Consider the following 23,788-nt stretch of genomic DNA (forward strand, 5'->3'; position numbering starts at 1 on the left):
TCGGCGGGCGCACGCGTCGTCCACAGCATGCGGGCGGCGAAGTCGTTCTGGATGGCCTCGCGCCAGCGCCACAGCGTCACGAGCGCGTCGTTGAACTCACGCTCCCCGGGCTTGACGGGGCGGCCGTAGGCTGCAGGAACCGCGGGCCGGTAGCGGTCCACGGCGTTGGTCCAGATCGGGCGAGTCTCCTGCTCGACGGGCACGCCGCCGGTGAAGCCGTCCGGGTCGGTGTCCTCGCGGCGCGGGGTGTAGAGCTCGTAGCGCCCGCCCCAGCCGCCCCAGTTGGGATGCTCGGGCGCGTTCAGGCCGTTGGGAATGATGCCGAGGAAGGACGGCGTGTCGCCTTCCATGCCGTAGGCGATGTCGGGGTAGGCGGCGCCCAGTGGGCCGTGGCCCTGCTGGATGTTGCGGACGATCCAGGCGTTGCTGACGTGCTGGTTGTCGATGCCCTCGATCTCGCGGTGTATCGCGGCCCAGGTGGGGCGCGCATAGCTGCCGGGGCTGACGATGTAGAACAGGCCCGGGAACTCGCGGCGCAGCCAGGCACCGGTGTCGTCCTGGTCGGAGATGGTGTAGACGCGCAGGCGGCTGACGGCCGCGTCGACGGCTGCTTTCGGGTGCGCGCGGCGCAGGCTGTGCAGGGCTTGCGCCAGCGTGTTGGCCCCACCCCAGACGCTGACCCACAGCGGGCGCGGATCGGGGCGTTCGAGCTCACGCAGCAGCAGCTCGGAGCCGGGGCTGTCACGGCCATCACCGATGGCCTGCAGGCCGTACCCGAGCTGCCCCGTCACGACGCGGGCNCGTTCGAGCTCACGCAGCAGCAGCTCGGAGCCGGGGCTGTCACGGCCATCACCGATGGCCTGCAGGCCGTACCCGAGCTGCCCCGTCACGACGCGGGCGTGCAGCTGCGCGGCATCGGGATAGGCGCGGTCATGCTGGCGCAGCCGGGGCAGTACTTGGGCGTAGCGCTGGATCACCCGTTTGATCGACTCGGGATGCACGCCCTGCTTCATGTGCACCGAGGTCGTGGCCACGAGACCGCGCAGCTCGATGTCGTTGGCGTAGAGCAGCAGCCGCACGAGGGACTGGGTGTCGTCGGGCTCGTTCTCGATGTCGGTGAGGACGATGAGGCGCGGCTTGACGGCCGGCGCTACGAGCGTCGTCGCGCTCGCCCGCTGGAAGTTGACAGGCTCGGTGTTCCGCGCGATGGCGGCAGAGCCGATCACCAGCAGGGCGATCGCAAAGAGTCTCGCGGTGATTTGCATCGGGTCATTGAGTTAGGAGGTGGCCGCGAACAAGAGCGTAGGTAGGCCTCTGGTCAGTCAGTGTCGAACTCAAGCACGGCCACCTGCTTGTCGGCCTCGATCTGCGGGGGTGTGACGGCCGCCAGCGATGTCAAAGAATGCTCCACCACTGCACGACCCCGCCTGTGCACTGCCACTGCCGGACTTCGGCGCCGGGGGTCTTCCCGCCGTTGAAGTCATCCAGGCACAGGTTGCTGTTGCGGTTGACGATGTTGAGCTGGCCGCCGTCCGCGTTGACGAGGCGCCATTGCTGCACGGCCTGGCCGTTGCAGGTGTACTGCTGGATGGTGGAGCCGGGGGCGGTCTTCCCGTCGGTATCGTCGAGGCACAGGCCGCTCTTGACGTTGACGATGGTGACGTAGCCGTCGGCCGCAGGCACGATATTCCATTGCTGCGCCGCCGACCCGTTGCACGTCCATTGCACGACGGGCGAGCCGGCCGCGGTCGCCGAGTTGTGGTCGTCGAGACAGAGGCCGTTGTACTCATTCTTGATCGCACGGCCTGTCAGCGTCGTGGAAGTGTCGACCGCGTACTTCGCCGCGACGAGATTGGCCTGGACGGCGTCCTCGGTCGCGTCCGACGGATAGCCCGACGTCATGGCGCCCTCGTAGAACGTCCCCCGTCCCCCGTTGCTGTTGTCACCGCCGATGCCCAGGACGATCGCGCCCTCCTTGCTCATGGTCGTGTACCCGCCGCTCGGGCGCACGCCGTCATTGAAGGTCGACAGCGAACCGGCCTGTGTGTTGCCGCCGCGGATCGCCCAGTGGTTCGGCTCACCCTTGACGATGGCCGTGACGAAGCGGCTGGTGATCGTGGGATCGTTCGCGTTGAGGTGCGGGTCGCGGCCTGAGAACAGGCCGTTCTCCAGGTCCGCCATGATCCAGGGGCCCGGGCCTGCTCCGGTGCCCCAGGCGGACTGGTTGCCGAAGTAGATCGTTTCCATGTGGCCGTTGCCGGTGTCGGTCGAGCTCGTCTCGGCATTGCCGTAGTCGAAGCAGCATGCCGAGTTGAAATGCCACCCGTCGAGGGCCGCGTACATGCCTTCGGGCTGATCGCCCACCGCGATGCCATTGGTGGCGTTGTTGCGGTAGCCGGTTCCCGGTGGGATGTAGACGCCGTAGACCTTCTGGCCCGAGAGCGTCAACGGCGCCGCGTTGGCGACAGCGAGATTGTCGTACCCGCCGGCCGCCGGCCCCTTGAAGAAGCCGGGCGGCGCCTGCGTGAGGTGGTTGTTGCGCCCCGACTGGTCGTAGATGACGCTGATCAGGCAGGTCGCGCCGGTGCAGAAGGCGTCCTGCAGCGCAGCGTTGGCGATGCCGTTGGAAAGCGCGGTGACGTCGAGCGTTGCACTGTCCGATTGCCTGAGTACCTGGTACAGCGGCCCCGTATAGGTCGAGAGCAGGACCCGCGTCGTGCTGTGCGCCGCGACGCACGGCGTGCCGCCGGCGGCGTAGATATCGCAGGGCCGCTGCGCAGCCGAAGGCGTAGGTGTAGGAGCAGGAGCAGGAGCGGGAGGAGGAGCGTTGCCGCCACCACCGCCACAGCCAGCCAGCAGGCTCGTGGTGATGACGGAGAGAACGACGAGTCGTTTGCTGTACTTCATGGCAAAAGGGTCGGGTTCGTTGATGACAAGGCGCGATGGCGCTGATCAAAGGGCAGGCGCCGGTTCCAGCGCCCCTGTCGATGTGCCCGTGGGCGGCACAGGTGAGACCCACACCGCTGCGGCGGCGGGGCGGGCTTTCATTTCTTGCACACCGCGCTGATGGCGTTGGGGCCGGTTGCGGTGATCAGGCCCAGGCGATAGGGCAGCTCGATGTATTCGTACTGCTTGACTTTTTCCAGTTCAACGGCCGGGTTTGGTCCGAAGGCGTTTCCCACGGCGAGATGCCTCGGCCGACGGCTGGATCAGCGCCTCGCTCGATTTCCATTCGAAAGCGCTGGCGTGGGCCGGCGACCCGTCGCCGACGGCGGGGGGGGGCGTCGTGTCGCTGCCCTGCTTTACATCACTTGACGTTGTCGACGATGGCCTTGATCAGTTCCGGGAAGGCCTGGGCGCCGGTCGAGCGATCGAACAGCCCCGACGCGTGATTGGTGATGTAGCCCGGGTCCCACCATGCCGGCACGATGCCGTGCTGCACCATGGACTTCGTGACGTATTTGGTCCAGTAGGTGCGGTAGGTGCCGGCCGGGTCGTACTCGGTCCTCAGGATGGCACCGTATTCGCCCATCAGCACGGGCATGCCAGCATCGACGAAGCGGGACTTCATCTTCTGCAACTGCGCGTCCACGTAGGCTTCGTTGGCCCAGGTCTCGGTCGCGGCCGGATTGGTCGCGATCGCACCCCACTGCCAGATGCCGCTTTGGTCATTGAGCGCGAAGTTGTACGGATCGTAGAAGTGCACTTCGAGGAACAACCGGTTGGCCGCCGAGTCGGTGGGCTTGACGAAGCCGTCGTAGGTGTAGTTGATGTTGGTGTTGAAACCCTGCACCACGAGATGGCGCTTGGCGTTGTTGCCGCCCGTGGCCCGCACCGTGTTGACGAAGACCTGGTTGAACCCGTTCTGAACGGATTGGTACTCGGCCGTCGGCGGGCCGTAGTCGCCATGGAACATGATCTCGTTGGTGCCGGCGAACAGCAGGTAGTCGTCGTAGTTCTTGAAGTGGTTGGCGATTTGCGTCCACAGCTTGGCCAGGCGCGCGTTGGCAACCGGTTGGTTGGCGTAGGTCGGGTCCGTCCACTCGGTTTCATGGTTGTTCAACACGACGTAGAGACCGGCGTTACGGGCATAGCCGACGATTTGGGCGACGCGGGCCATCCAGGCCGCGCTGATGTTGCCGTCGGCATCGGCATGGTGGCTCCAACCGGCGCCAATGCGCACGGTTTTGAAGCCGGCCGCCTTCACCGCGGTGAGCAGTTGCTGGTTCACCATGGGGTTGCCCCAGGAAGTCTCGTCGGGTACGGCGTTCACCGAGTTGCCCAGGTTCCAGGCCGGCGACATCTCCTTTGACAGCTGGAGGCTTGTCAGATCGCGCATGGATCCGGGCACGGCGATCGCGAACGCCTGCGTGCTCTTGGCGCCGCAGCTGTTGGTGTAGGTGGCCGTGGCCGTGCAGCTGGCGCTGGGCGTGATCGTCTGCTCGCGCGAGCCGCCCGCGGTGCCGCAGCCGCTCCAGGTCCACATGCCGCCCGAGATTGGTTGCGGCCCCAGGATGGCCGAGCTGCCGGGGTTGACGGTCGCGGAGGCAGTCTGTGTCCACGAGCCGTTGACGTTGACCCACGGCGTGACAGCGGTCGGCGCGCAGCTGCTGCCGCGCGTGGCGGAAGCCGAGCCGGAGTTGTAGCTGCCGGCACTGGTCGTGAACTTGACCCAGTACCAGTAGGGCGTGCCGGTGTTGGCCGAACCGTCGGCGTAGTTCCTGGCGTTGGTGGCGGGCACGGCGATGCGGCTGCGGCCGGCGGGGTCGCTGTCGGTGTCGCGGTAGACCTCCAGGCGCGTGACNCCGTCGGCGTAGTTCCTGGCGTTGGTGGCGGGCACGGCGATGCGGCTGCGGCCGGCGGGGTCGCTGTCGGTGTCGCGGTAGACCTCCAGGCGCGTGACGTTGCCGCTGACGGTCCAGCTGAGCTGGTTGTCGTTGGCGCTGCCGGTGGCGCTCAGGCAGACGGTGGCGCCGCCGCCGCTGCCGCAGCTTTGCGCCTGGGCNGCCGCTGACGGTCCAGCTGAGCTGGTTGTCGTTGGCGCTGCCGGTGGCGCTCAGGCAGACGGTGGCGCCGCCGCCGCTGCCGCAGCTTTGCGCCTGGGCCAGCGGGGCCGCACCCAGCGCGGCCACCAGGACGGAGAAGGAAGCGAGGAACTTCATAGGGTGTCTCTCGGTGTGTTTGATCTTGGCGGCTGGCGCAGCGGCGGCCAGAACCCGATGCGGCCGGGGCGTGCAAGGCACGACCCCGGCCGTCGTCTTCACGGGCTTGGTTTCGTCACATCACTTGGCGTTGTCGACGATGGTCTTGATCAGGTCCGGGAAGGCCTGGTTGCCACTCGACCGATCAAACAAGCCCGATGCGTGGTTGGTGGTGTAGCCCGGGTCCCACCATGTCGGCACGATGCCGTGCTGGTAGGCGGACTTGGTCACGTACTTGGTCCAGTAGGTGCGGTAGGTGCCGGCCGGGTCGTACTCGGTCCGCAGGATGGCGCCGTACTCGCCCATCAGCACGGGCATGCCGGCATCGACGAAGCGGGTCTTCATCTTCTGGAACTGCGCGTCCACGTAGGCTTCGTTGGCCCAGGTCTCCGTCGCGGCCGGGTTGGTCGCGATCGAACCCCACTGCCAGATGCCGCTCTTGTCGTTGAGCGCGAAGTTGAACGGATCGTAGAAGTGCACCTCGATGAACATCCGGTTCGTCGCCGGATCGTTGGGCTTGACGAAGCCGTCGTAGGTCGCGTTGATGTTGGTGTTGAAGCCCTGCACGACGAGATGGCGCTTGGCGTTGTTGCCGCCCGTGGCCCGCACCGCGTTGACGAAGACCTGGTTGAACCCGTTCTGAACAGCCTGGTACTCGGCCGTCGGCGGGTTGTAGTCGCCTGCGACCATGATCTCGTTGGTGCCGGCGAACAGCAGGTAGTCGTCGTAGTCCTTGAAGTTGTTGGCGATCTGCGTCCACATCCGGGCCAGGCGCGCGTTGGCACTGGCTTGGCGGGCGTAGGTCGGGATCAGCCAGTCGCCTTCGTGGTGGGTGTTCAGCACGACATACAGGCCGGCGTTGCGGGCGTAGCCCACGACCTGCGTGACGCGCGCCATCCAGCTCGGGTTGATGTTGCCGTCGGCGTCGGCGTACTGGTTCCAGGTGACGGGAATGCGCACGGTCTTGAAGCCGGCCGCCTTCACCGCGTTGAGCAACTGCTGGCTCGCCATAGGGTTGCCCCAGGACGTTTCAGCCGGCACGGCGTCCAGCGTGTTGCCCAGGTTCCAGGCGGGCGACATCTGCTGCGACAGCTGGACGCTCGTCAGCTCGCGCATGGAGCCGGGCACGGTGATCACGAAAGCCTCTGTGCTCTGGGCGCCGCAGCTGTTGGTGTAGGTGGCGGTGGCCGTGCAGCTGGCAGTGGGCGTGATGGTCTGCTCGCGCGAGCCGCCTGCGGTGCCGCAGCCGCTCCATGTCCACATGCCGCCAGTGATCGGTTGCGGCCCCAGGATGGCCGAGCCGCCGGGGCTGACGGTGCCCGAGGCGGTCTGCGTCCACGAGCCATTGACGTTGACCCACGGCGTGACGGCGGTCGGCGCGCAGCTGCTGCCGCGAGTGGCCGAGGCCGAGCCGGAGTTGTAGCTGCCGGCGCTGGTCGTGAACTTGACCCAGTACCAGTAGGGCGTGCCGGTGTTGGCCGAGCCGTCGGCGTAGTTCCTGGCGTTGGTGGCGGGCACGGCGATGCGGCTGCGGCCGGCGGGGTCGCTGTCGGTGTCGCGGTAGACCTCCAGGCGCGTGACNCCGCTGACGGTCCAGCTGAGCTGGTTGTCGTTGGCGCTGCCGGTGGCGCTCAGGCAGACGGTGGCGCCGCCGCCGCTGCCGCAGCTTTGCGCCTGGGCGAGGGTGCCTGCGCTCACGCCGAAGGCGAGCAGCAGTGCAGGTATCAGGGTTCTCATGTTCTACCTTTCAGGGTTGAAAGTGCTCGGCCGGTTGTCTCCTCCGGTCACGAGCGTTATGAAAGATGCAGCTTCAATGCATGGCTACATCCCGACGACAACGATGGACTGCCAGCGGCAGCGCCAGAACCCGGTCCTGCGGGCCGGGCCGGGCTCAAAACGGCGCGGGCGCGGTGGCCCGCGGCGGCTCGACGTGGTGTGGGCGTGCATGGCTACCGCCGCCGGTTGATCCGGGTGGTCGGAGGCTTGGCAAGTCGGCGTGAGCACCATGCGAGGATTGATTCGACGCCGAATCATTCGGCGAAAAAAATGCGCAGCAGTGCCGCGAGGTCATCTTAATTCGGCCGACAACCGAACTAATTAGGGGAAACCATCGGCGCAGCTGCACCTGCTTACAGCTTCAGGAGATCATCAGCACCGCGCCGCGCGCAGGGGCGATCAAGGTCCGGCCGGGAAGGATCTCAACGGGCAGGACAATGTTGCGCGGGCCCTCGTATGTCTGTCCGCTGCGCTGCGCCTCGATCAATTGCATGAGGACGTTGACCGCCTGACGACCCATTTCGAGCAGGGGTTGGCGCACGGTCGTCATGCGCAGGGTGCGGGCCAGCAAGGTATCGTCAAAGCCAGCGATCGAAATGTCCCGAGGCACGCTCAGGCCTCGCGCCTCCAGCGCTTCCATGCAACCGAACGCGATGGCGTCGTTGCCACAGAAGATGGCCTCGGGCAAGCGTTCACCGCGGTGGCCCTGCAGCCACGTCTCCATCGCCTCTCGGCCGCCCTGCACGGTGAACCAGGTACGGATCACATGGTGGGCACCGACCTCGACGCCGGTTTCGGCATGCGCGCGCAAGAAGCCCTCGACACGGCGGTCCGCACCCTTGGTGTGCGGCGGCCCGCCCACGCACAGGATGTGGCGATGACCGAGTTCAAGCATGTGGCGCACGATGCCAAAGCCGCCGGCCTCGTCGTCCGCCTCGACGTTCACCTGGCCCTGCAACTGCATGCCCGCGTGGATCGTGACCAAGGGCGTATGGGGAGGCAGCCAATTCGTGCTGTCATCTTCCAGATACGGCGCCAGAACGACCAGCCCGTCGACGCGGCCGTCACACAGCGCGGGGATGCGCTTGGGCGCTTCTTCCCAGCCGCCTAGCGGGAAGACGCATGTCGCCTGCTCAGCCTCGGTCGCGCCGCGCACGACGCCGTTGAACACCTCCAGGAAGTAGAGGTTGGGTTCCTCATTGGCAATGTTGGCGACGAAGCCGATGGCGTTGGCCCGTTGACGGCTGAGCGCACGCGCCGTCGCGTTGGGCCGGTAGCGCAGGCGCTCGGCCGCTGCCAGCACCCGTTCACGCGTTTCCATGGATACGCGTGTCGAACCCTTGCCGGCGTTGAGCGCGCAGGATGCCGCTACATCTGACACGCCAGCTTCTCGCGCGACGTCGGCGAGCGTCGGCAATCTGTGACGACGACTTTTTGTCGGCTGGGTAGGCTTGGGTGTCGAGGCGGACACTGACCGGCGGCGGGTTTGAGTGAGCGGCGCACTTTAGCACCGGGCCGCCCGCAAGCTCGGCGTCGTCACGGCTGGAAGCCGGCAGTAACCCGGTCGAGCAATTCACCTGGCCACCAGGGGCGCGTGCCGATCGGCGGATCGCGCCGCGCAGGCAATGGTTGATACCGGGCGAGAGCCGAGAGGCTCCCGCCAGCTCAGCGCATCACGATCAGTTGAACCCGCCGGTTCGTGCTGCGGCCTTCGCGGGTGTTGTTGTCGGCCAGGGGGGCAGATTCGCCGTAGCTGATCGTTGCCATGCGCGCCAGCGGCAGGCCGGCGCGGGCCAGGTGCAGGCGCACGGCTTCGGCCCGCTTGAGGCCCAGTTGCTGGTTGCCCGCGTCGCTGCCGGTAGCGTCGGTGTGCCCCTGGATTTCAATGAACACCGGCTGGTTGTCGGCCTTGAGCTTGGTGACGAGTTGATCGAGTTCCTGGCCGGCCTCCTCGGTGAGCTGGAAGCGGCCCGACTTGAATTTGATCTTGTCATCGGTCAGCACGGTGCTCATCAGCAGGCCGGGCGGCTTGGGCAGATTCTTGGCGGCCTGGGCGCGCGCCGCAGCCTCCTGCTCCAAGGTCGCGATGCGCGCATCGCTGCCCTGCAACCGGCCTTCCAGCGCCTTGAAGCTGTCGTCATGCGCCTGCACGCGGGTGCCAAGACCGTCCACGCTGGTCTGCACCGGAGCGACTGTCTCTTTGACGAAATCCTTGGTGGCGCAAGCGCTCAGCAACATGACGCTGCTGGCGACGATCAGGGGCGAAAGTCTCGACATCGGTAGTCTCGTGGAGGAGGAAAGTGGTGCGAATGTAGGCAGTCCTTCACGGACGAACGTACCGAGCTGTGAGCAATCCTTGCGCCATTAACCCGGCTGAACAAAGCCTTACCGTTGCGGGCCAATGCGCTACGGGTTGGGCGGTGCTCACAAGCTGTATCAAGCTCGAACGTCAACCGCACCGCAGGCCTGGCGTTCAAGGAGGGCCGACGGGATGACCTCGGCCCCTTGATGAAAGCACCGATCATGACCACGCTGACCCTCGTCTTCAATGGCCCTTCGAATCAGGCCCGCAGGGCACTCGGGGGGCTGCTGCAGCGCTACCGTTCTGCCTATTTTGTTGAGCGCAGCAGCAATGAATACGCGGTGACGGCCGACGATGCCACCGTCGCGGAACTCACGAAGCAACCTCTCTGGTCGGCCCAGTTGGCCCAGGCGCCGGTACGCGGATGACCGGCGCGCAGGGCTCCGCTGCTGAAAAGGCAAGCCGGGAGTTCTGGACAACGCGTGCAGGTGGACACCTGCAACGCTGCGAGTGTCAATCCGGTGCGCCGGCGAAGGCGGCGCGGCTGCGTGAATTTGGCAGCATTCGGTGCGTGTCTATTGAGTAGGGACGCTGAGGATTAAGGTGACGTTCCGTACCCTTTCGGCAGGGCGTTAGCAAAGTCGCTGAAGTGGAAAAGCTACTGTTGTGGCGGGTGATCTACACCCCCCCGAGTCACTCTTCAAAGTGACAGCTTCTGTTCGGGGCCGTGGCACTCGAGCAAGGCCTATATCGAGCAATGCGCGGCTGCACTGAGCAAGACTCGGCAGATTGGCCTGCAAAGCAACAAGCAGGCGACGAATGGCGCCTGCACTTGGCCCACGCGCACCTGACACGGCTGGCCTGATCCCGGTAATGCGTCTGCGGATCGCGCCGGATGATGGGCAAATGGTTGCGCTATCATTTTGGCATGAGCCCATCTCCAAGAGCGAACTTCCGCTTCGGCTTGCTGACTGCCGTACTGCTGCTGGCTGCGTGCGCCAGCCCGCTGCGAGGCGATGCCGGCGGCAACTGGCTGGCGGCTTGGGCCAGCGCGCAGCTGGAGCAGGCGTCGCCAGCCGATGTCCAGCCCCCTTGGCGCCAGCCGATGCACGACGTCAGCCTGCGCCAGATCGTGCGCGTGGACGCTGCGGGGAAGGCCTTGCGAGTGCGCATCAGCAATCTCTTTGGCGCCGAACCTCTGGCATTGGGCGGCGTCAGCGTGGCCCAGGCGGATGGCCTGGTGGTGAAGGCAGCCAGCCTGCGGCCACTGAGCTTTGGCGGCCAGCGCGGCGTCGTCGTGCCGGCGCATGCCGAGATCTGGAGCGACGCGGTCGAGTTCGCCGTGCCGCGCCAGGCCGATGTCGCCGTGCAGATGCATGTACAGGCCGGGCCGACCCTGGCCAGCGTGCATCCAGGTTCGCGCATCCGCAGTTGGGCGGTGTCAGGCGATCGCGTTGGCATGGCGGACTGGCCCGATGCTGTGGCCCAGGAGGGCTGGCGGCATCTGGCAGCCGTGGATGTGCGGGCCGCCAGGGCGTTGCCCGTCCTCGTCGCGACAGGTGACTCCATCACCGACGGCTATGGCGTGCCCTCGGGCAGCTACCTGCGCTGGACCGATGTGCTGTCGCGTCGCCTGGTGGCCGAAAAGCGGGAGGTCTCGGTCATCAACACGGGTATCGGCGGCGGGCGCCTGCTGCGCGACGGGCTCGGTCCCAACCTCGTGTCGCGTTTTGACCGCGACGTGCTGGAAAGAACCGGTGCCACACATGCCGTCGTGCTGATCGGCGTCAACGATCTCGGTGTCAGTCACCGCGGGCGGCCGACGACGCCCGAGTCACGCGCCGCGCTGCTGGCCGAGATGAAGGCGGGTTTCACTGATCTCGCCACGCGCGCCCGTGCCCGCGGCGTCTGCCTGATCGCGTCGACCGTCATGCCGTATTCGGGCAGCGGCTATTACGCGCCGCAGGTCGAGAACGAGGCCGACCGGCAGACGCTGAACGCCTGGCTGCGCGAGCCTGGGCGCTTCGATGCCCTGGTCGACTTCGACGCGTTGATGCGCGACCCGGCGCGGCCGGCCTACCTGCGCGCCGACGTCGACAACGACGGCCTGCATCCGTCCCTGGCCGGCTATCGTGTGATGGCGGAAGCCTTCCCTGTCGAAGTGCTCGACAGGCGTTGCGAGAAGGTCAGCGCCCCTTGAGCTGGCGCCAGGCCGCGAAGTCCGCAGCCACGTCGGCATCGGTCGGCGGGTACAGGCCCAGCACGCTGCGGCCGCCCATCACCTTGTCCTGCACATAGTCCTCAAAGACGGTCATCTCGACGGATTCGTTCGCGATCTCGTCGGCCAGGTGGGCCGGGATGACGATGACGCCCTCGGCATCGCCGACGATCACATCGCCCGGGAACACCGGCGCATCGCCGCAGCCGATCGGCTCGTTGATGGCAATGGCCTGGTGCAGGGTCAGGTTGGTCGGTGCGCTCGGGCGCGAGTGATAGGCCGGCATGCTGTAGCGGGCAATGTCCGGGCTGTCGCGAAAGCCCCCATCGGTGACGACGCCGGCCACGCCGCGCACCATCAGCCGGGCCACCAGGATGCCGCCGGCCGAGGCCGCGCGAGCATCCTTGCGGCTGTCGATGACGAGCACGGCGCCTTCGGGGCATTCCTCGACGGCCTTGCGCTGCGGATGGGCGCGGTCCTTGAACACGCTGATGTCGTTCAGGTCCTCGCGCGCCGGCATGTAGCGCAGCGTGTAGGCCGGGCCGACCATGTTGGGCAGGCCGGGGTTCAGCGGCCTGACGTCCTGGATGAACTGACCGCGCAGGCCGCGCTTGAAAAGGGCGGTGCAGAGGGTGGCGGTGCTGACGCACATCAGCTTCTTGCGGGTATTTAGATTCATGAGCAAGTTCCAGGAATGCAACCACAGAGGCACGGAGACGCAGAGAAGAGCGTTGAGCTTTCCTCAGTGCCTCTGTGACTCTGTGGTTGCATTGGGTTTCAGTTCAATAGATGACCGGCTCGGGCACCGGTGCGCCGAAGCTGGTTTCCAAGAAATCGAAGTCGCAGCCCTCGTGGGCCTGCAGGATGTGGCGGCCGAACATCCAGCCGTAGCCGCGCTCGTAGCGCGCGGGCGGCGGTGTCCAGGCGGCGCGGCGGGCGGCCAGTTCCTCGTCGCTGACTTCGAGATGGATGCGCCGGGCCGGCACGTCGACGGTGATGCGGTCGCCCGTCTTCACCAGCGCCAGCGGCCCGCCGACGAAGGCTTCGGGGCTGCAATGCAGCAGGCAGCCGCCGTAGCTGGTGCCGCTCATGCGCGCGTCCGACAGGCGCAGCATGTCGGTCACGCCCGCTTTCAGCAGCTTGGTCGGGATGGGCAGCATGCCCCATTCGGGCATGCCGGCGCCCTTGGGTCCGGCGTTGCGCAGCACGAGGATGTCTTCGCCGGTCACGTCGAGGTCGGGGTCGTCGACGGCGGCCTTCAGGCTCGGGTAGTCGTCAAACACCAGCGCGCGGCCGGTGTGCTGCAGCAGGTGGGGCGCGACGGCGCTGGGCTTGATGACGACGCCGTCCGGCGCCAGGTTGCCGCGCAGCACGGCGAGCGCGCCCTCGGCATAGATGGGGTTGTCGAGCGGCCGGATGACGTCGGCGTTGAACACTTCGGCGCCCACAATGTTCTCGCGCACGCTGCGGCCGTTGACCGTCATTGCGTCGACGTCGAGCTTCTCCCGCATCACGTTCATCAGGGCCGGCAGGCCGCCGGCGTAGAAGAAGTCCTCCATCAGGTAGGCGTCGCCACTGGGCCGGATGTTGGCGATGACGCCGACATGGCGGCTGGCCGCGTCGAAGTCGTCCAGCGTCACCGGCAGCCCGGCGCGGCGGCTGATGGCCACCAGATGGATGATGGCGTTGGTGCTGCAGCCCATCGCCATGGCCACCGCAATCGCGTTGGCGAAGCTGCCCGCGCTGAGCATGCGCGCCGGCGTCAGGTCGTCCCACACCATCTGCACGATGCGCCGGCCGCATTCCGCCGACATGCGGATGTGGTTGGCGTCCGGCGCGGGGATGCTGCTCGCGCCCGGTAGCGTGAAGCCCAGCGCTTCGGCAATGCCCATCATGGTGGCCGCCGTGCCCATGGTCATGCAGGTCCCGTGGCTGCGCGCGATGCCTGCCTCCATCTCGGCCCAGGCCTGGTCAGACAGGCGCCCGGCGCGGCGCTCGTCCCAGTACTTGAAGGCGTCCGACCCCGAGCCCAGCACCTGGCCGCGCCAGTTGCCACGCAGCATCGGGCCGGCCGGTAGGTAGATGCAGGGCAGGCCCATGCTCAGGGCCCCCATCAACAGGCCGGGCGTGGTCTTGTCGCAGCCGCCCATCAGCACGGCGCCGTCCACCGGGTGGCTGCGCAACAGCTCCTCGGTCTCCATCGCGAGGAAGTTGCGGTAGAGCATGGAGGTTGGCTTGACCATGCTTTCGCTGAGCGAAATGGCCGGCAGCTCCAGCGGCCAGCCGCCCGCTTGCAGCACGCCGCGCTTGACGTCCTCCACCCGCTGCTTGAAGTGGGTGTGGCACTGGTTGGCGTCGCTCCAGGTGTTGATGATGGCGATAACGGGTTTGCCGATGAAGTCCTCGGCGGCATAACCCATCTGCAGCACACGGCTGCGGTGGCCGAAGCTGCGGAAATCGTCCTTGGCGAACCAGCGCGCGCTGCGCAGCTCTTCGGGTGTCTTGGTCATGGGCAGCGAATTCATCGGGCGAGGGCGTCGAACTCCAGGCGCATCCAGCGCGCCAGCGTCTGGCCGGGGCGCAGGATGCAGCCCTGTTCCCGCCAGCCCGGGTGGTTGGGCGCATCGGGGAAGAACTGTGGCTCCAGCGCGATGCCGGCATGGCGGGAAAAGGGCAGGCCATCGCGGCCTTTGGCATGGTGCACGAAATTGCCGCTGCAGACCTGCAGGCCAGGGTAGCTGGTGAAGAGCCGCATGGCCAGGCGTTCGTCGCTCGAGACCAGCGCGGCCGCAGGTGCCTCGCCGCGGGCGGCGTTCTCGTCCAGCACGAAGCAGTGGTCGTAGCCGCTGCCATGCGACTGTTGCTCACCCTGGCCCAGGCCGTCGCCGATGCGGCGTGGCTGACGCAGGTCGAAAGGCGTGCCGACGACCGGTGCGACTGCGCCGGTCGGAATCATGTCGGGCCGCACCGGCAGCATCGCGCTCGCGGCCACCTGTAGCCGGTGGCCGAGCACGGGCGCCGTCGTGCCGTCGAGGTTGAAGTAGGGGTGGCTGGTCAGGTTGACCGGGCAGGGCGCGTTGACGCGGGCGCCGAAGTGCAGCGTGACGGCCGGCCGCTGCGGGTCCAGGCGGTACTCGACTTCGGCGTCCAGCGCGCCCGGGTAGCCCTGGTCTCCGTCGGGCGAATGCAGGGTCAGCCGCAGGTGGTGCGTGCCGTGGTCGACGACCGTCCAGCTGCGCCGGTCGAAGCCGTCGGGACCGCCGTGCAACTGGTTCTCGCCTTCGTTGGCGACGAGCCGATGCGCGCGCCCGTCCAGCGTGAAGGCGGCGCCACCGATGCGGTTGGCGAAGCGGCCGACGATGGCGCCGAAGAAGCCGGGCTCGCGCTGATGGTCGGCCGGCGTCGCATGCCCGAGCACGATCTCGCGCCGGCCGCCGCCCGGGATGGGCACGAGGCAGGACAGCCAGCGCGCGCCCAGGTCGCTCACCTGGATCTGCAGGCCGTCGGCTGCGCCGAGCGTGAAGACCGCGGGACAGTCTGCTGCAGCCCCGGCGCTCATCGAGGCAGGTAGTCGAAGCTTGTGAAATCCGCCGTGCGTGCCGCGCCGCTGGTGTCGAAGGCCAGCATGCCGATGAAGGCGCCGGTGAAGGAGCCATGCTCGCCGCGGCCGCCTTCGTCCGAGATGACGCTCGCATCCAGCACGGGCCCCACGGGCTGCCAGCCCTGCCCCCAGTCGGCGAAGAACTGCAGCTGCGGGCCGTCGATGTCGGCAGCCAGGCGCACCGGGCCTTCGGCGGGCAGCACGACGGGCTCGGCCAGCGGGAACTGCAGCCGGTTATCAGGCCAGTCGCCAGGGCAGGACAGGATGCTGAGTACGCGACCCGATCCGTCCTGCCAGGTCACGACGAGGGCGTGGAATTTGTGGCGGTTGTAGTAGTGAGCGAGGCCCGCCGCCTGCTGGTAGGTGTCCGGGGAAAAGCTGGCCAACGTCGTCTCGGCGCGCAGGCTCGCGTCTTCCTGGCGGCGTGCCACCAGACTCTGTTCGAACCAGCTGCCCACCGACTCGCGGCCTGTCAACCGCAGCGCGTCGCCGGTCAGCCTGAACAGGCGGTCAGGCTCGGGCGTGCGCAGCCACTGGAACTCGGGCGGCAGGGCAGGGCAATGGACAAAGCTGCGCCGCACGGCCTCGCGCGGTCGCGGCTCGATGCCAGCGAAGGGCGCGGGCACGTCAACGGCAGGCACCATGCCGCCGTGCGCCAGGTAGAGCCAATCGTCGTCGCCCCACACGCATTTCTGGATGGCGGTCTCGCGGCCACGCGGTGAGCGCCGCGTACCGGGCAGCGGCCGGCCGCAGAGGTGGGCGAGGTAGGTGCTGCCATCCTCCAGTTCCACCACCTGGCCATGGCCGGCGCGTTGCAGCGGCGCCTCGGGCGCGTCCTTGCTGCTGACGACATGCAGGTTGGGGTGCGTCTCGTAGGGGCCATGCAGCGTGCGTGAGCGCGCCAGCGTCACCGCATGGCCGTAGCCTGTGCCGCCCTCAGCGGTCATGAGGTAGTACCAGCCCTTGCGCTTGAACAGGTGCGGCCCCTCGACGAGGCCCAGCGACGTGCCCTTGTAGATGTTGCTTACCGGGCCGACGAGCTTGCCGCTGGCGGCATCCCATTGCTGCAGCAGGATGCCGTCGAAGGCCGGCGCCTTGGGTTGGCCGCCGATGGAGCCGGTGCGGTGGTTCCACAGCATGTTGATGAACCACTTGCGGCCATCGTCGTCATGGAACAGCGAGGGGTCGAAGCCCGAAGAGTTCACGTAGACCGGGTCGCTCCAGGGGCCCTCGATGCTGGGCGCCGTGACGATGTAATTGTGCGCATCCTTGAAGTTACCCTCGAAGCGCTTCACGTCGGTGTAGACCAGCCAGAACCGGCCGTCCGCGTACGACAGGCAGGGTGCCCAGATGCCGCAAGAGTCCGGGTTGCCGCGCATGTCAAGCTGGCTCTTGCGGTTCAGCGGGCGCGTCACCAGCGTCCAGTTGACGAGGTCTCGCGAGCGGTGGATCTGCACGCCGGGGTACCACTCGAAAGTGGAGGTCGCGATGTAGAAGTCATCGCCGACGCGGCAGAAGGAAGGGTCCGGGTTGAAGCCGGGCAGCACGGGGTTGTGGATCATCGCTGCGGTGCTCACGGGCCCTGGTCCCAGGAGACGACAAAAAGGTTACGCTACCATAAACCACTACAAGATCTTTCGCATTAGGGTGAAACCAGCCTGATTGCGTAACCATTAGCGACCAGAGGCGCCGCTCCAAGGCGCCCCACGGAGACAAGACGCATGAATTTCAGAGCGATGGCCGTCCTGCTGGGGGCGGTGCTGGCCGGCGCAGCGGCGAATGCCTGCGAGGCGCCGGTTTCCGTGTGCGAACGCGACCCTGGCCAGGGTCTGGCACTGATCCGTGCGGGCCGGCCAGCGGCCGTTCACATCGACGCGGGGGCCGACCCGGCGCTGCGGCATGCCAGCCGCGCCCTGGCGGGCGACCTGGCACGCGTAGCCGGCCAGCCTGCCCCGGTGCTGGACCGCATCGCCGACGCGCATGGCGAAGTCGTCGTCATCGGCGTGCTGGGGCAAAGCGCCGTGCTGGCCGACCTCGTCGCCCGCCACAAGCTCAAGCTCGACGACCTGCGTGGCCAGTGGGAGGCTTATCGGCAGGTCGTCGTCGACAGGCCCTGGCCGAACGTGGCGCGCGCCCTCGTCATCGCCGGCTCGGACCGGCGCGGCGCCGTCTTCGGCACCTACGACCTGTCTGCCCGCATCGGCGTCAGCCCCTGGACCTGGTGGGCCGATGTGCCGGTGCAGCAGAGGCAGGACGTCTTCCTGGCCGCGGGCGCGCGGCGCGACCAGCCACAGGTGAAATACCGCGGCATCTTCATCAACGACGAGGCGCCGAACCTGAGCACCTGGGCGCAGGCCAAGTTCGGCGGTGCCAACTCGGCCTTCTACGCCCATGTGTTCGAGCTGATCCTGCGCCTGCGTGGCAACTACCTGTGGCCGGCCATGTGGGCGCCGCGCGCCTTCAATGCCGACGACCCGAAGAACATGGTGCTGGCCGACGAGATGGGCGTCGTCATGGGCACCTCGCATCACGAACCGATGTCGCGGGCGCATGACGAATGGGCGCGCTTCAAGGGCGGCGCCTGGGACTACACGAAGAACGCCGACAAGCTGCGCGAGTTCTGGCGCAGCGGCATGCAGCGCACGATGGGCCGGCCTGGCGGCAAGGCCTTCGACACCCTCATCACCGTGGGCATGCGTGGCGACGGCGACGAGCCGATGAGCGAGGGCACGGCCACCGCACTACTCGAAGGCATCGTGCGCGACCAGCGCAAGATCATTGCCGATGTGACCGGCCAGCCGGCCGAGAAGACGCCGCAGATGTGGGCCCTCTACAAGGAGGTGCAGGACTATTACGACAAAGGCATGCAGGTGCCCGACGACGTGCTGCTGCTGTTTGCCGACGACAACTGGGGCCAGATCCGCCGCCTGCCGGTGAAGGACCTCGACCGCAAGGGCGGCTACGGCGTGTACTACCACTTCGACTACGTCGGTGGCCCGCGCAACTACAAGTGGCTCAACACCAACCAGATCGAGAAGACCTGGCAGCAGATGAACCTGGCGCACGAGCGGGGCGCCGACGCGCTGTGGATCGTCAATGTCGGCGACATCAAGCCGATGGAGTTCCCGATCAACTTCTTCCTCGACATGGCCTGGAGCCCGCAGCGCATGACGCCGACGGCGCTGGCGGCCTACCCGCGCAACTGGGCGGCGCAGACCTTCGCAGGCACTCAAGCCGCGGAGATCGGTGAGCTGGTCACGCGCTACAGCCAGTACGCGGCGCGGCGCAAGCCCGAGCTGGTCGACGCGGGCAGCTTTCCTCTCGGTAATGCCGCGCCCGATGCGCTGGACGGTGGCGACTTCGGCCGACGCGTCGCCGAATGGGAGGCGCTGGAAGCGCGCGTGGCGAAGGTCAAGGCCGGGCTGAAGGCCGACCAGCTCGACGCCTACTTCCAACTCGTCGAGCACCCCGTACTGGCGATGGCCAATCTCTACCGCCTGTACTACGCGGTGGCCTGGAACCGCAAGCTGGCCGCGGCAGGCGATGCGCGTGCCAATGTCTTTGCCGACCGCGCCGAGGCCGCTTTCCAGCGCGACCAGGCCATCGCCGACCAGTACCACGCCCTGGCGAACGGCAAGTGGGCCGGCATGATGCTGCAGACCCATATCGGCTACACGAGCTGGCAGCAGCCGGACAAGAACATCATGCCGGCAGTGAAGCGCGTGGCGGGCAGCGCCGATGCGGCCGAAGTTCAACGCCAGCTGCAGCGCTCTGCGGCAGCAGCGTCGAACGTGATCACGCTGGAGGCGATTCGCTTCAGCCGCGCCATCGACGGCCAGGGCCTGACCTGGACGGCCATCCCCAACCTCGGCCATGGCCTGGGCGCAGTGACGGCCTTGCCGCAAGGCCGCGCGCCGACAACACTGGCCGATGGAGTGAGGCTGGAGTACGACGTTGACACGTCGCATGCCGGTGACCTGCTGCTCAGCCTGCACATGGTGCCGACGCTGGACACGCGCAATGCGGGCGGCATCCGCCTGGCCGTGGCCATCGACGAGTTGCCGGCGCAGGAACTCAAGCTCCATCTGACGCCCACCGCGGGCCCCGAGCTGAGCCGCGGCGAGAAGGACTGGGCGCAGGCCGTCAAGGACAACGGCTTTGTGCTCAGCGCACGCTTCGCCAGCCTGCAGCCCGGCCGCCATGTCATCAAGGTCTGGCGCCTCGATGACAACGCGGTGCTGCAAAAGCTCGTGCTGGCGCCGTTGGCCTCGGTCGTCCTTCCGCCGCGTGGTGCGGCACAGACCGGCAACTACCGCAATCTGCTGCGCGAGATCCGCCCCAGCGTGACCGAGGCCGACATCGACGCCAAGCTGGCCGGCTACTGGCAGTCGCTGTTCGAGGGCGACGCCGAACACCGTGTCGTCTATCCCGCGCCCGCCACACCTGACGGCCCGGCCGCCTATGTGCTGGACGTCAACAACGCCGATGTGCGCAGCGAGGGCATGTCCTACGGGATGATGATTGCCGTGCAGATGGGTCGCAAGGCCGAGTTCGACGCGCTGTGGAACTGGGCCGCCACCCACATGCGCTACCGCACGGGCCCACGCGCCGGCTACTTCCGCTGGCAATGCCGGCCCAAGGGCTGCGACAAGGACACTGTGCCCGCGTCCGACGGCGAGGAGTACTTCGCCACGGCGCTGCTGATGGCGGCCGCCCGCTGGGGCAATGGCCAGGGCCAGTACGACTACAACGCCCAGGCCCAGGCCTTGCTCAGCACCATGCTGCACAAGGAGGAGATGAACGGCGGCATCGTCGACGGCGTGCGCTCGATGTTCTCGCCCGAGCGCGGCCAGGTCGTCTTCGTGCCCATCGGCAAGGCCGCCGACTTCAGCGACCCGTCCTACCACCTGCCCGCCTTCTACGAGATCTGGGCCCGCCGCGCCGCCAAACCCGAGGACCGCCAGCGCTGGGCCGAGATCGCCGCGATCAGCCGCGCCTATTTCTCCATGGCGGCCCATCCCAGGACCGGCCTGACGCCCGACTACGCCGAATTCGACGGCCGCCCGCGCGTGCATGAAGGCCATGAGGACTTCCGCTACGACGCCTTCCGCACGGCGGTGAACTGGAGTGTCGACCAGGCCTGGTGGGACAAGAACCCCGACGCCGCGGGCTTGAGCCGCAAGCTGCTGGGCTTCTTCGCTTCACAAGGCAAGGACGGCAAGCCCTATCCGCATCTCTACGCGGTGGACGGCAAGCCCTTGAATGACGAGGCCTCCACGGGCCTGATGGCCAGCAATGCCGTCGCGGCCTTACTCGTCGACAAGCCGCTGGGTGCGCGCTTCGTCAACGATCTCTGGGCGCTGGAGCCGCCCGCCGGCCAATGGCGTTACTACGACGGCCTGCTGCAGTTCATGGCGCTGCTGCATGTGACGGGGCGCTTCAAGGCTTGGTAGGCTGAGGAAGGTTACAAAATAAGGTTAGTGGAATCCAAGTGGATGGTTGCATGATAGCGCCATGCCTGCCACACCTTTGCTTTCACCCAGGACGGCCAAGCCTGTCGATGAAAAGCTGACCCTGAACATCGGCTGTGTCGATCTGGGCCAGATCGACTTGCTGGTCCAGGAAGGCTTCTATGCCAACCGCAGCGACCTGATCCGCACGGCCATTCGCAACCAGATCGCGACCCACGCGGACGTGGTGCGCCAGGTCGTTTCGCGCAAGAGCATCGTGCTGGGCATCCAGCAGTTCAGTGCCGCAGACCTGGCGGAGGTCCAGGCGGCGGGGCAGAAGCTGCAGATCCGCGTGCTGGGCCTCGCCGTCATCGCGCCCGATGTCACGCCGGAACTGGCGCTCGCCACCATCGAGTCGCTGACCGTGCTTGGCGCCCTCCACGCCAGTCCCGCCGTCAAAACGGCCCTGGTCGGGCGGCTGCTTTGAGCCGGGCCGCTCGACTCTCGAAAGTCCCCATGCATCCGCAATTCGGTCAATTGATGAAGAACGCCACCGCGCTCACGCGTGCCGGCGACCTGCAGGCCGCGATGGCGGCCATCACCGAGGCGCTGGAACGCAGCGCAGCGCCGGTTCGCCCCTCCCCACCGCTGGATGACGCCGTCATTGACGTCGAAGCGCGTGTCATTGAAGAAGGGATGCCGGCGGCCGCTCCTGAAGTCAGCGCGAACTCGCAGTTCGTCAGCGGCCACTACACCCATCGCGCTGGTGTACGCGACTACCGCCTGTTCATCCCGCCGGCCCAGGCTGACAAGCCGCGCGCGCTGGTCCTCATGCTGCATGGCTGTACGCAGAATCCCGACGACTTCGCCAAGGGCACGCGCATGAACGCGCTCGGTGCCGAATACAACGCGCTGGTGCTTTACCCGGCACAGGCGCGCCAGGCCAATGCGCAGGGCTGCTGGAACTGGTTCAAGCACAACCACCAGGGCCGCAACCGCGGCGAACCCGCCTTGTTGACCGCGATGGTTCAGCACATCGCTGCCAGCCATGGCGTCGACGCCAAACACATCTTTGTGGCCGGCCTGTCCGCCGGCGGCGCGATGGCGGCGATCCTGGCCGACACGCACCCAGACGTCTTCGCCGCGGCAGGCGTGCACTCCGGGCTCGCTGCCGGTGCGGCGCGCGACCTGCCGGGCGCACTGGCCGCGATGCAGGGCCGGAGCAGCCCCACGCCGTCGGACAAGGCCAAATCCGGCGTGCGCATGATCGTCTTCCACGGCGATGCCGATGCCACGGTCCATCCGAGCAATGCCGACCAGGTGGCGGCCACCCACGGCTGCACCGCCGTCAGCGTGGATGAACAGCAAGGTCTCCAGCGCGGCGGGCGTTTTTGCAGGCGGCGGCTGCACAAGGACGCGCAAGGCCAGGTCGTGACCGAGCAATGGCTGGTGCGGGGTGCCGGCCACGCCTGGTCGGGCGGCGATCCGTCGGGCTCCTACGCGGACGCTCGCGGGCCCGATGCCAGCGCGGAAATGATGCGTTTCTTTTTCGAGCGTTGAACGCAGCGCTCAGGCCGCCGCAGCAGCCAATGGCCGCCGTGGCAGGCGCATGAACATCAGCGCCGACAGGAAGGCGCCGATGCCCAGTGCGAATGCGCCGATGAAGAGCCAGGCGTAGCTCGAGAACGAGTCGTAGATCAGCCCGCCCAGCACCGGCCCCAGCGCCATGCCGATGCTGCTGGCCATGGTGGTGCCGCCGATCACCGTGCCCATCATGCGCAGTGGAAAGTTCTCGCGTGCGATGACGGCGAACAGCGGCATCACGCCGGCATAGGTGAAGCCGAACAGGGCGGCCACGGTGTAGAAGCTCTTCAGCTCGCGCGCATAGAGATAGCCGAGCACCACCACCGCCTGGGCCAGCAAGGCCAGTACCAGCGTGCGTGCGGCACCGAAGCGGTCACCCAGCAGCCCGAACACCAGGCGGCCGCCCATGCCGGCCAGCCCTTCCAGGCTGTAGATCGACACGGCAGCCATCAGCGGGATGCCGCAGGTCACGGCATAGCTCACCGTATGGAAGATCGGGCCCGAGTGGGTGGCGCAGGTCAGGAAGCTGGTCAGCACCAGGATCAGGAAGGGTGCCGAGCGCACAGCCTGGCCGACGGACATGCCGGCTTCCTGCGCCTCGCCCGGCGTCGCGGCGGCTGCCGCCAGCGCCGGTGGCCGGCGCACGAGCATTGCTGCCGGCAGCATGATGACGGCCACCAGCGCCGCGACGATCTGCAGCGTGCTGCGCCAGTCGTGGCCCTGCACCAGCCAGGCGACCAGCGGCGACATGGTCAGCGGCGCCATGCCCATGCCTGCCGAGACCAGGGACACGGCCAGGCTGCGACGCGTATCGAACCAGCCGGTGACGCAGGCCATCAGCGGCGCAAAGATCGCCGCCGCGCTGACGCCGACGATGGCACCGAAGCAGAGCTGGAAAGCCACGAGCGAGGTGGCGAGGCTGGCCAGCACCAGGCCGGTGGTGAGCAGCAGGGCGCCCGTCACCACGACGAGGCGCGGGCCGACGCGATCGGACAGGGCGCCCCAGAACATGCTGCCGACGGCCAGCGCCACGAAGGCGACCGTCATGGCGGTGGAGATGCCCGTGGTGGACCAGCCGGTGTCCAGCGCGATGGGTCGCAGCAGCACGGGCAGGGAGAAGAGGGCGCCGATCGCCACGCAGCCAAGCAGGCCGCCGGCGGCGACGATGATCCAGCGGTAGTGCTCGCGCAGGGACGTTGACCAGGAGCGCATGGCCGGTCCTTTCTTCAGGAAATTGAATGGGTGCAGCCCTCTCCGGGGCCGTCGATCTGGCGCAGTTCGCACGCGAGGTCCCAGCCGGTGCCATGCAGACGCAGGAAGCGCTGGGTCAGCTCGAATGCCTCGGCACGGGAGGGCGCCTCGAAGATGGCGTAGCCGGCGATGACCTCCTTGGTCTCGGTGAAGGGGCCGTCCACCACCGAGAGCTGGCCGTCGCGGTGCAGGCGCACGCGCATGCCTTCCGAGGAGGGCCGCAGCCCGGCGGTGCTGACCAGCTGCCCCGAGCGGGTCAGCTCGTCGATCAGCTGGCCCATGTCGGCCATCAACTGCTCGGTGGGGCCTTGGCCGGCAGTTTCGTCGGCGCGGATCATCGAAAGGAATCGCATGGTCGGGTCTCCAGAGGCAGGGTGCGGCAGAAGAATTCCGCCGTCTCACCCC

The 23,788-nt window shown here is 67.4% G+C and carries 18 protein-coding genes and 1 pseudogene; 5 read left to right on the plus strand and 14 right to left on the minus strand.

Annotated features, from left to right (window positions below; translation table 11 throughout):
• The 8 genes and pseudogenes from ASC95_RS31635 to ASC95_RS04645 all read right to left on the minus strand — a co-directional run.
• The coding region (locus ASC95_RS31635) for a DUF1593 domain-containing protein (RefSeq protein ID WP_235537685.1) at positions 1-800 on the minus strand (800 nt) is incomplete at both ends.
• A gap of 1 nt (position 801) precedes the next feature.
• Positions 802-1,265 (minus strand): annotated as a pseudogene (locus tag ASC95_RS32410) (nucleoside hydrolase-like domain-containing protein); the annotation flags it as partial.
• Positions 1,266-1,395: 130 nt separating this feature from the next.
• Positions 1,396-2,907: an arabinofuranosidase catalytic domain-containing protein gene (locus ASC95_RS04625; RefSeq protein WP_082567476.1), complete on the minus strand. Its 1,512-nt coding sequence runs from the start codon at positions 2,905-2,907 to the stop codon at positions 1,396-1,398.
• A 137-nt stretch (positions 2,908-3,044) separates the two neighbouring features.
• Positions 3,045-3,182 (minus strand): hypothetical protein, encoded by a 138-nt coding sequence (locus ASC95_RS30365; RefSeq protein WP_157255951.1) that lies wholly within the window; start codon positions 3,180-3,182, stop codon positions 3,045-3,047.
• A 125-nt stretch (positions 3,183-3,307) separates the two neighbouring features.
• Positions 3,308-4,804, minus strand: a 1,497-nt coding sequence (locus ASC95_RS04630; protein WP_235537686.1) for a glycoside hydrolase family 5 protein, incomplete at its 5' end; no start/stop codon positions are given.
• Between the two features lie 478 nt (positions 4,805-5,282).
• The coding region (locus tag ASC95_RS04635) for a glycoside hydrolase family 5 protein (protein ID WP_235537687.1) at positions 5,283-6,782 on the minus strand (1,500 nt) is incomplete at its 5' end.
• A 556-nt stretch (positions 6,783-7,338) separates the two neighbouring features.
• Positions 7,339-8,394, minus strand: coding sequence for a LacI family DNA-binding transcriptional regulator (locus ASC95_RS04640; protein ID WP_162250713.1), 1,056 nt, complete (start codon positions 8,392-8,394; stop codon positions 7,339-7,341).
• A gap of 248 nt (positions 8,395-8,642) precedes the next feature.
• On the minus strand, positions 8,643-9,254 hold the full coding sequence (locus tag ASC95_RS04645) for an OmpA family protein (protein WP_057296563.1): 612 nt from the start codon (positions 9,252-9,254) through the stop codon (positions 8,643-8,645).
• 246 nt (positions 9,255-9,500) lie between these two features.
• Here ASC95_RS04645 and ASC95_RS04650 point away from each other — a divergent pair, with 246 nt between their 5' ends.
• Both ASC95_RS04650 and ASC95_RS04655 read left to right on the plus strand, forming a co-directional pair.
• A complete protein-coding gene (locus ASC95_RS04650; RefSeq protein WP_057296564.1) occupies positions 9,501-9,707 on the plus strand; it encodes a hypothetical protein in 207 nt (68 codons plus the stop codon).
• 500 nt (positions 9,708-10,207) lie between these two features.
• Positions 10,208-11,479: an SGNH/GDSL hydrolase family protein gene (locus ASC95_RS04655; protein ID WP_162250714.1), complete on the plus strand. Its 1,272-nt coding sequence runs from the start codon at positions 10,208-10,210 to the stop codon at positions 11,477-11,479.
• Here ASC95_RS04655 and ASC95_RS04660 read toward each other — a convergent pair.
• The 4 genes from ASC95_RS04660 to ASC95_RS04675 all read right to left on the minus strand — a co-directional run bounded on the left by ASC95_RS04660 (position 11,466) and on the right by ASC95_RS04675 (position 16,675).
• Positions 11,466-12,176, minus strand: coding sequence for a ribonuclease activity regulator RraA (locus ASC95_RS04660; RefSeq protein ID WP_057296566.1), 711 nt, complete (start codon positions 12,174-12,176; stop codon positions 11,466-11,468). The two genes, ASC95_RS04655 and ASC95_RS04660, sit on opposite strands and share 14 nt — an antisense overlap.
• A gap of 103 nt (positions 12,177-12,279) precedes the next feature.
• Positions 12,280-14,007 (minus strand): L-arabinonate dehydratase, encoded by a 1,728-nt coding sequence (gene araD, locus ASC95_RS04665; protein ID WP_057297051.1) that lies wholly within the window; start codon positions 14,005-14,007, stop codon positions 12,280-12,282.
• Between the two features lie 11 nt (positions 14,008-14,018).
• Positions 14,019-15,056 carry an aldose epimerase family protein gene (locus tag ASC95_RS04670; protein ID WP_057296567.1) on the minus strand — a complete coding sequence of 346 codons (1,038 nt, stop codon included), beginning with the start codon at positions 15,054-15,056 and terminating at the stop codon, positions 14,019-14,021.
• Positions 15,053-16,675 carry a glycoside hydrolase family 43 protein gene (locus tag ASC95_RS04675; protein ID WP_235537688.1) on the minus strand — a complete coding sequence of 541 codons (1,623 nt, stop codon included), beginning with the start codon at positions 16,673-16,675 and terminating at the stop codon, positions 15,053-15,055. The genes ASC95_RS04670 and ASC95_RS04675 overlap by 4 nt, the downstream gene beginning before the upstream one ends.
• 144 nt (positions 16,676-16,819) lie before the next feature.
• On the opposite strand from ASC95_RS04675, the gene ASC95_RS04680 reads away from it, so the two are divergent.
• The 3 genes from ASC95_RS04680 (at position 16,820) to ASC95_RS04690 (ending at position 22,108) form a co-directional block, all read left to right on the plus strand.
• Entirely contained in the window at positions 16,820-20,551 is a 3,732-nt protein-coding gene (locus tag ASC95_RS04680; protein WP_082567480.1) for a glycosyl hydrolase family 8, read from the plus strand.
• 61 nt (positions 20,552-20,612) lie between these two features.
• The gene (locus ASC95_RS04685) at positions 20,613-21,035 is read left to right on the plus strand and encodes a hypothetical protein (protein ID WP_057296569.1); all 423 of its coding nucleotides are present in this window, start codon (positions 20,613-20,615) and stop codon (positions 21,033-21,035) included.
• Positions 21,036-21,064: 29 nt separating this feature from the next.
• The gene (locus tag ASC95_RS04690; protein ID WP_057296570.1) at positions 21,065-22,108 is read left to right on the plus strand and encodes a PHB depolymerase family esterase; all 1,044 of its coding nucleotides are present in this window, start codon (positions 21,065-21,067) and stop codon (positions 22,106-22,108) included.
• Positions 22,109-22,117: 9 nt separating this feature from the next.
• Here the strand turns inward: ASC95_RS04690 and ASC95_RS04695 are convergent, their stop codons facing one another.
• The gene (locus ASC95_RS04695; RefSeq protein ID WP_057296571.1) at positions 22,118-23,344 is read right to left on the minus strand and encodes an MFS transporter; all 1,227 of its coding nucleotides are present in this window, start codon (positions 23,342-23,344) and stop codon (positions 22,118-22,120) included.
• A 14-nt stretch (positions 23,345-23,358) separates the two neighbouring features.
• Positions 23,359-23,736: a YciI family protein gene (locus tag ASC95_RS04700; RefSeq protein ID WP_057296572.1), complete on the minus strand. Its 378-nt coding sequence runs from the start codon at positions 23,734-23,736 to the stop codon at positions 23,359-23,361.
• Positions 23,737-23,788: the final 52 nt, after the last annotated feature.

This window comes from Pelomonas sp. Root1217 (assembly GCF_001425705.1).
Classification (GTDB): Bacteria; Pseudomonadota; Gammaproteobacteria; order Burkholderiales; family Burkholderiaceae_C; genus Pelomonas.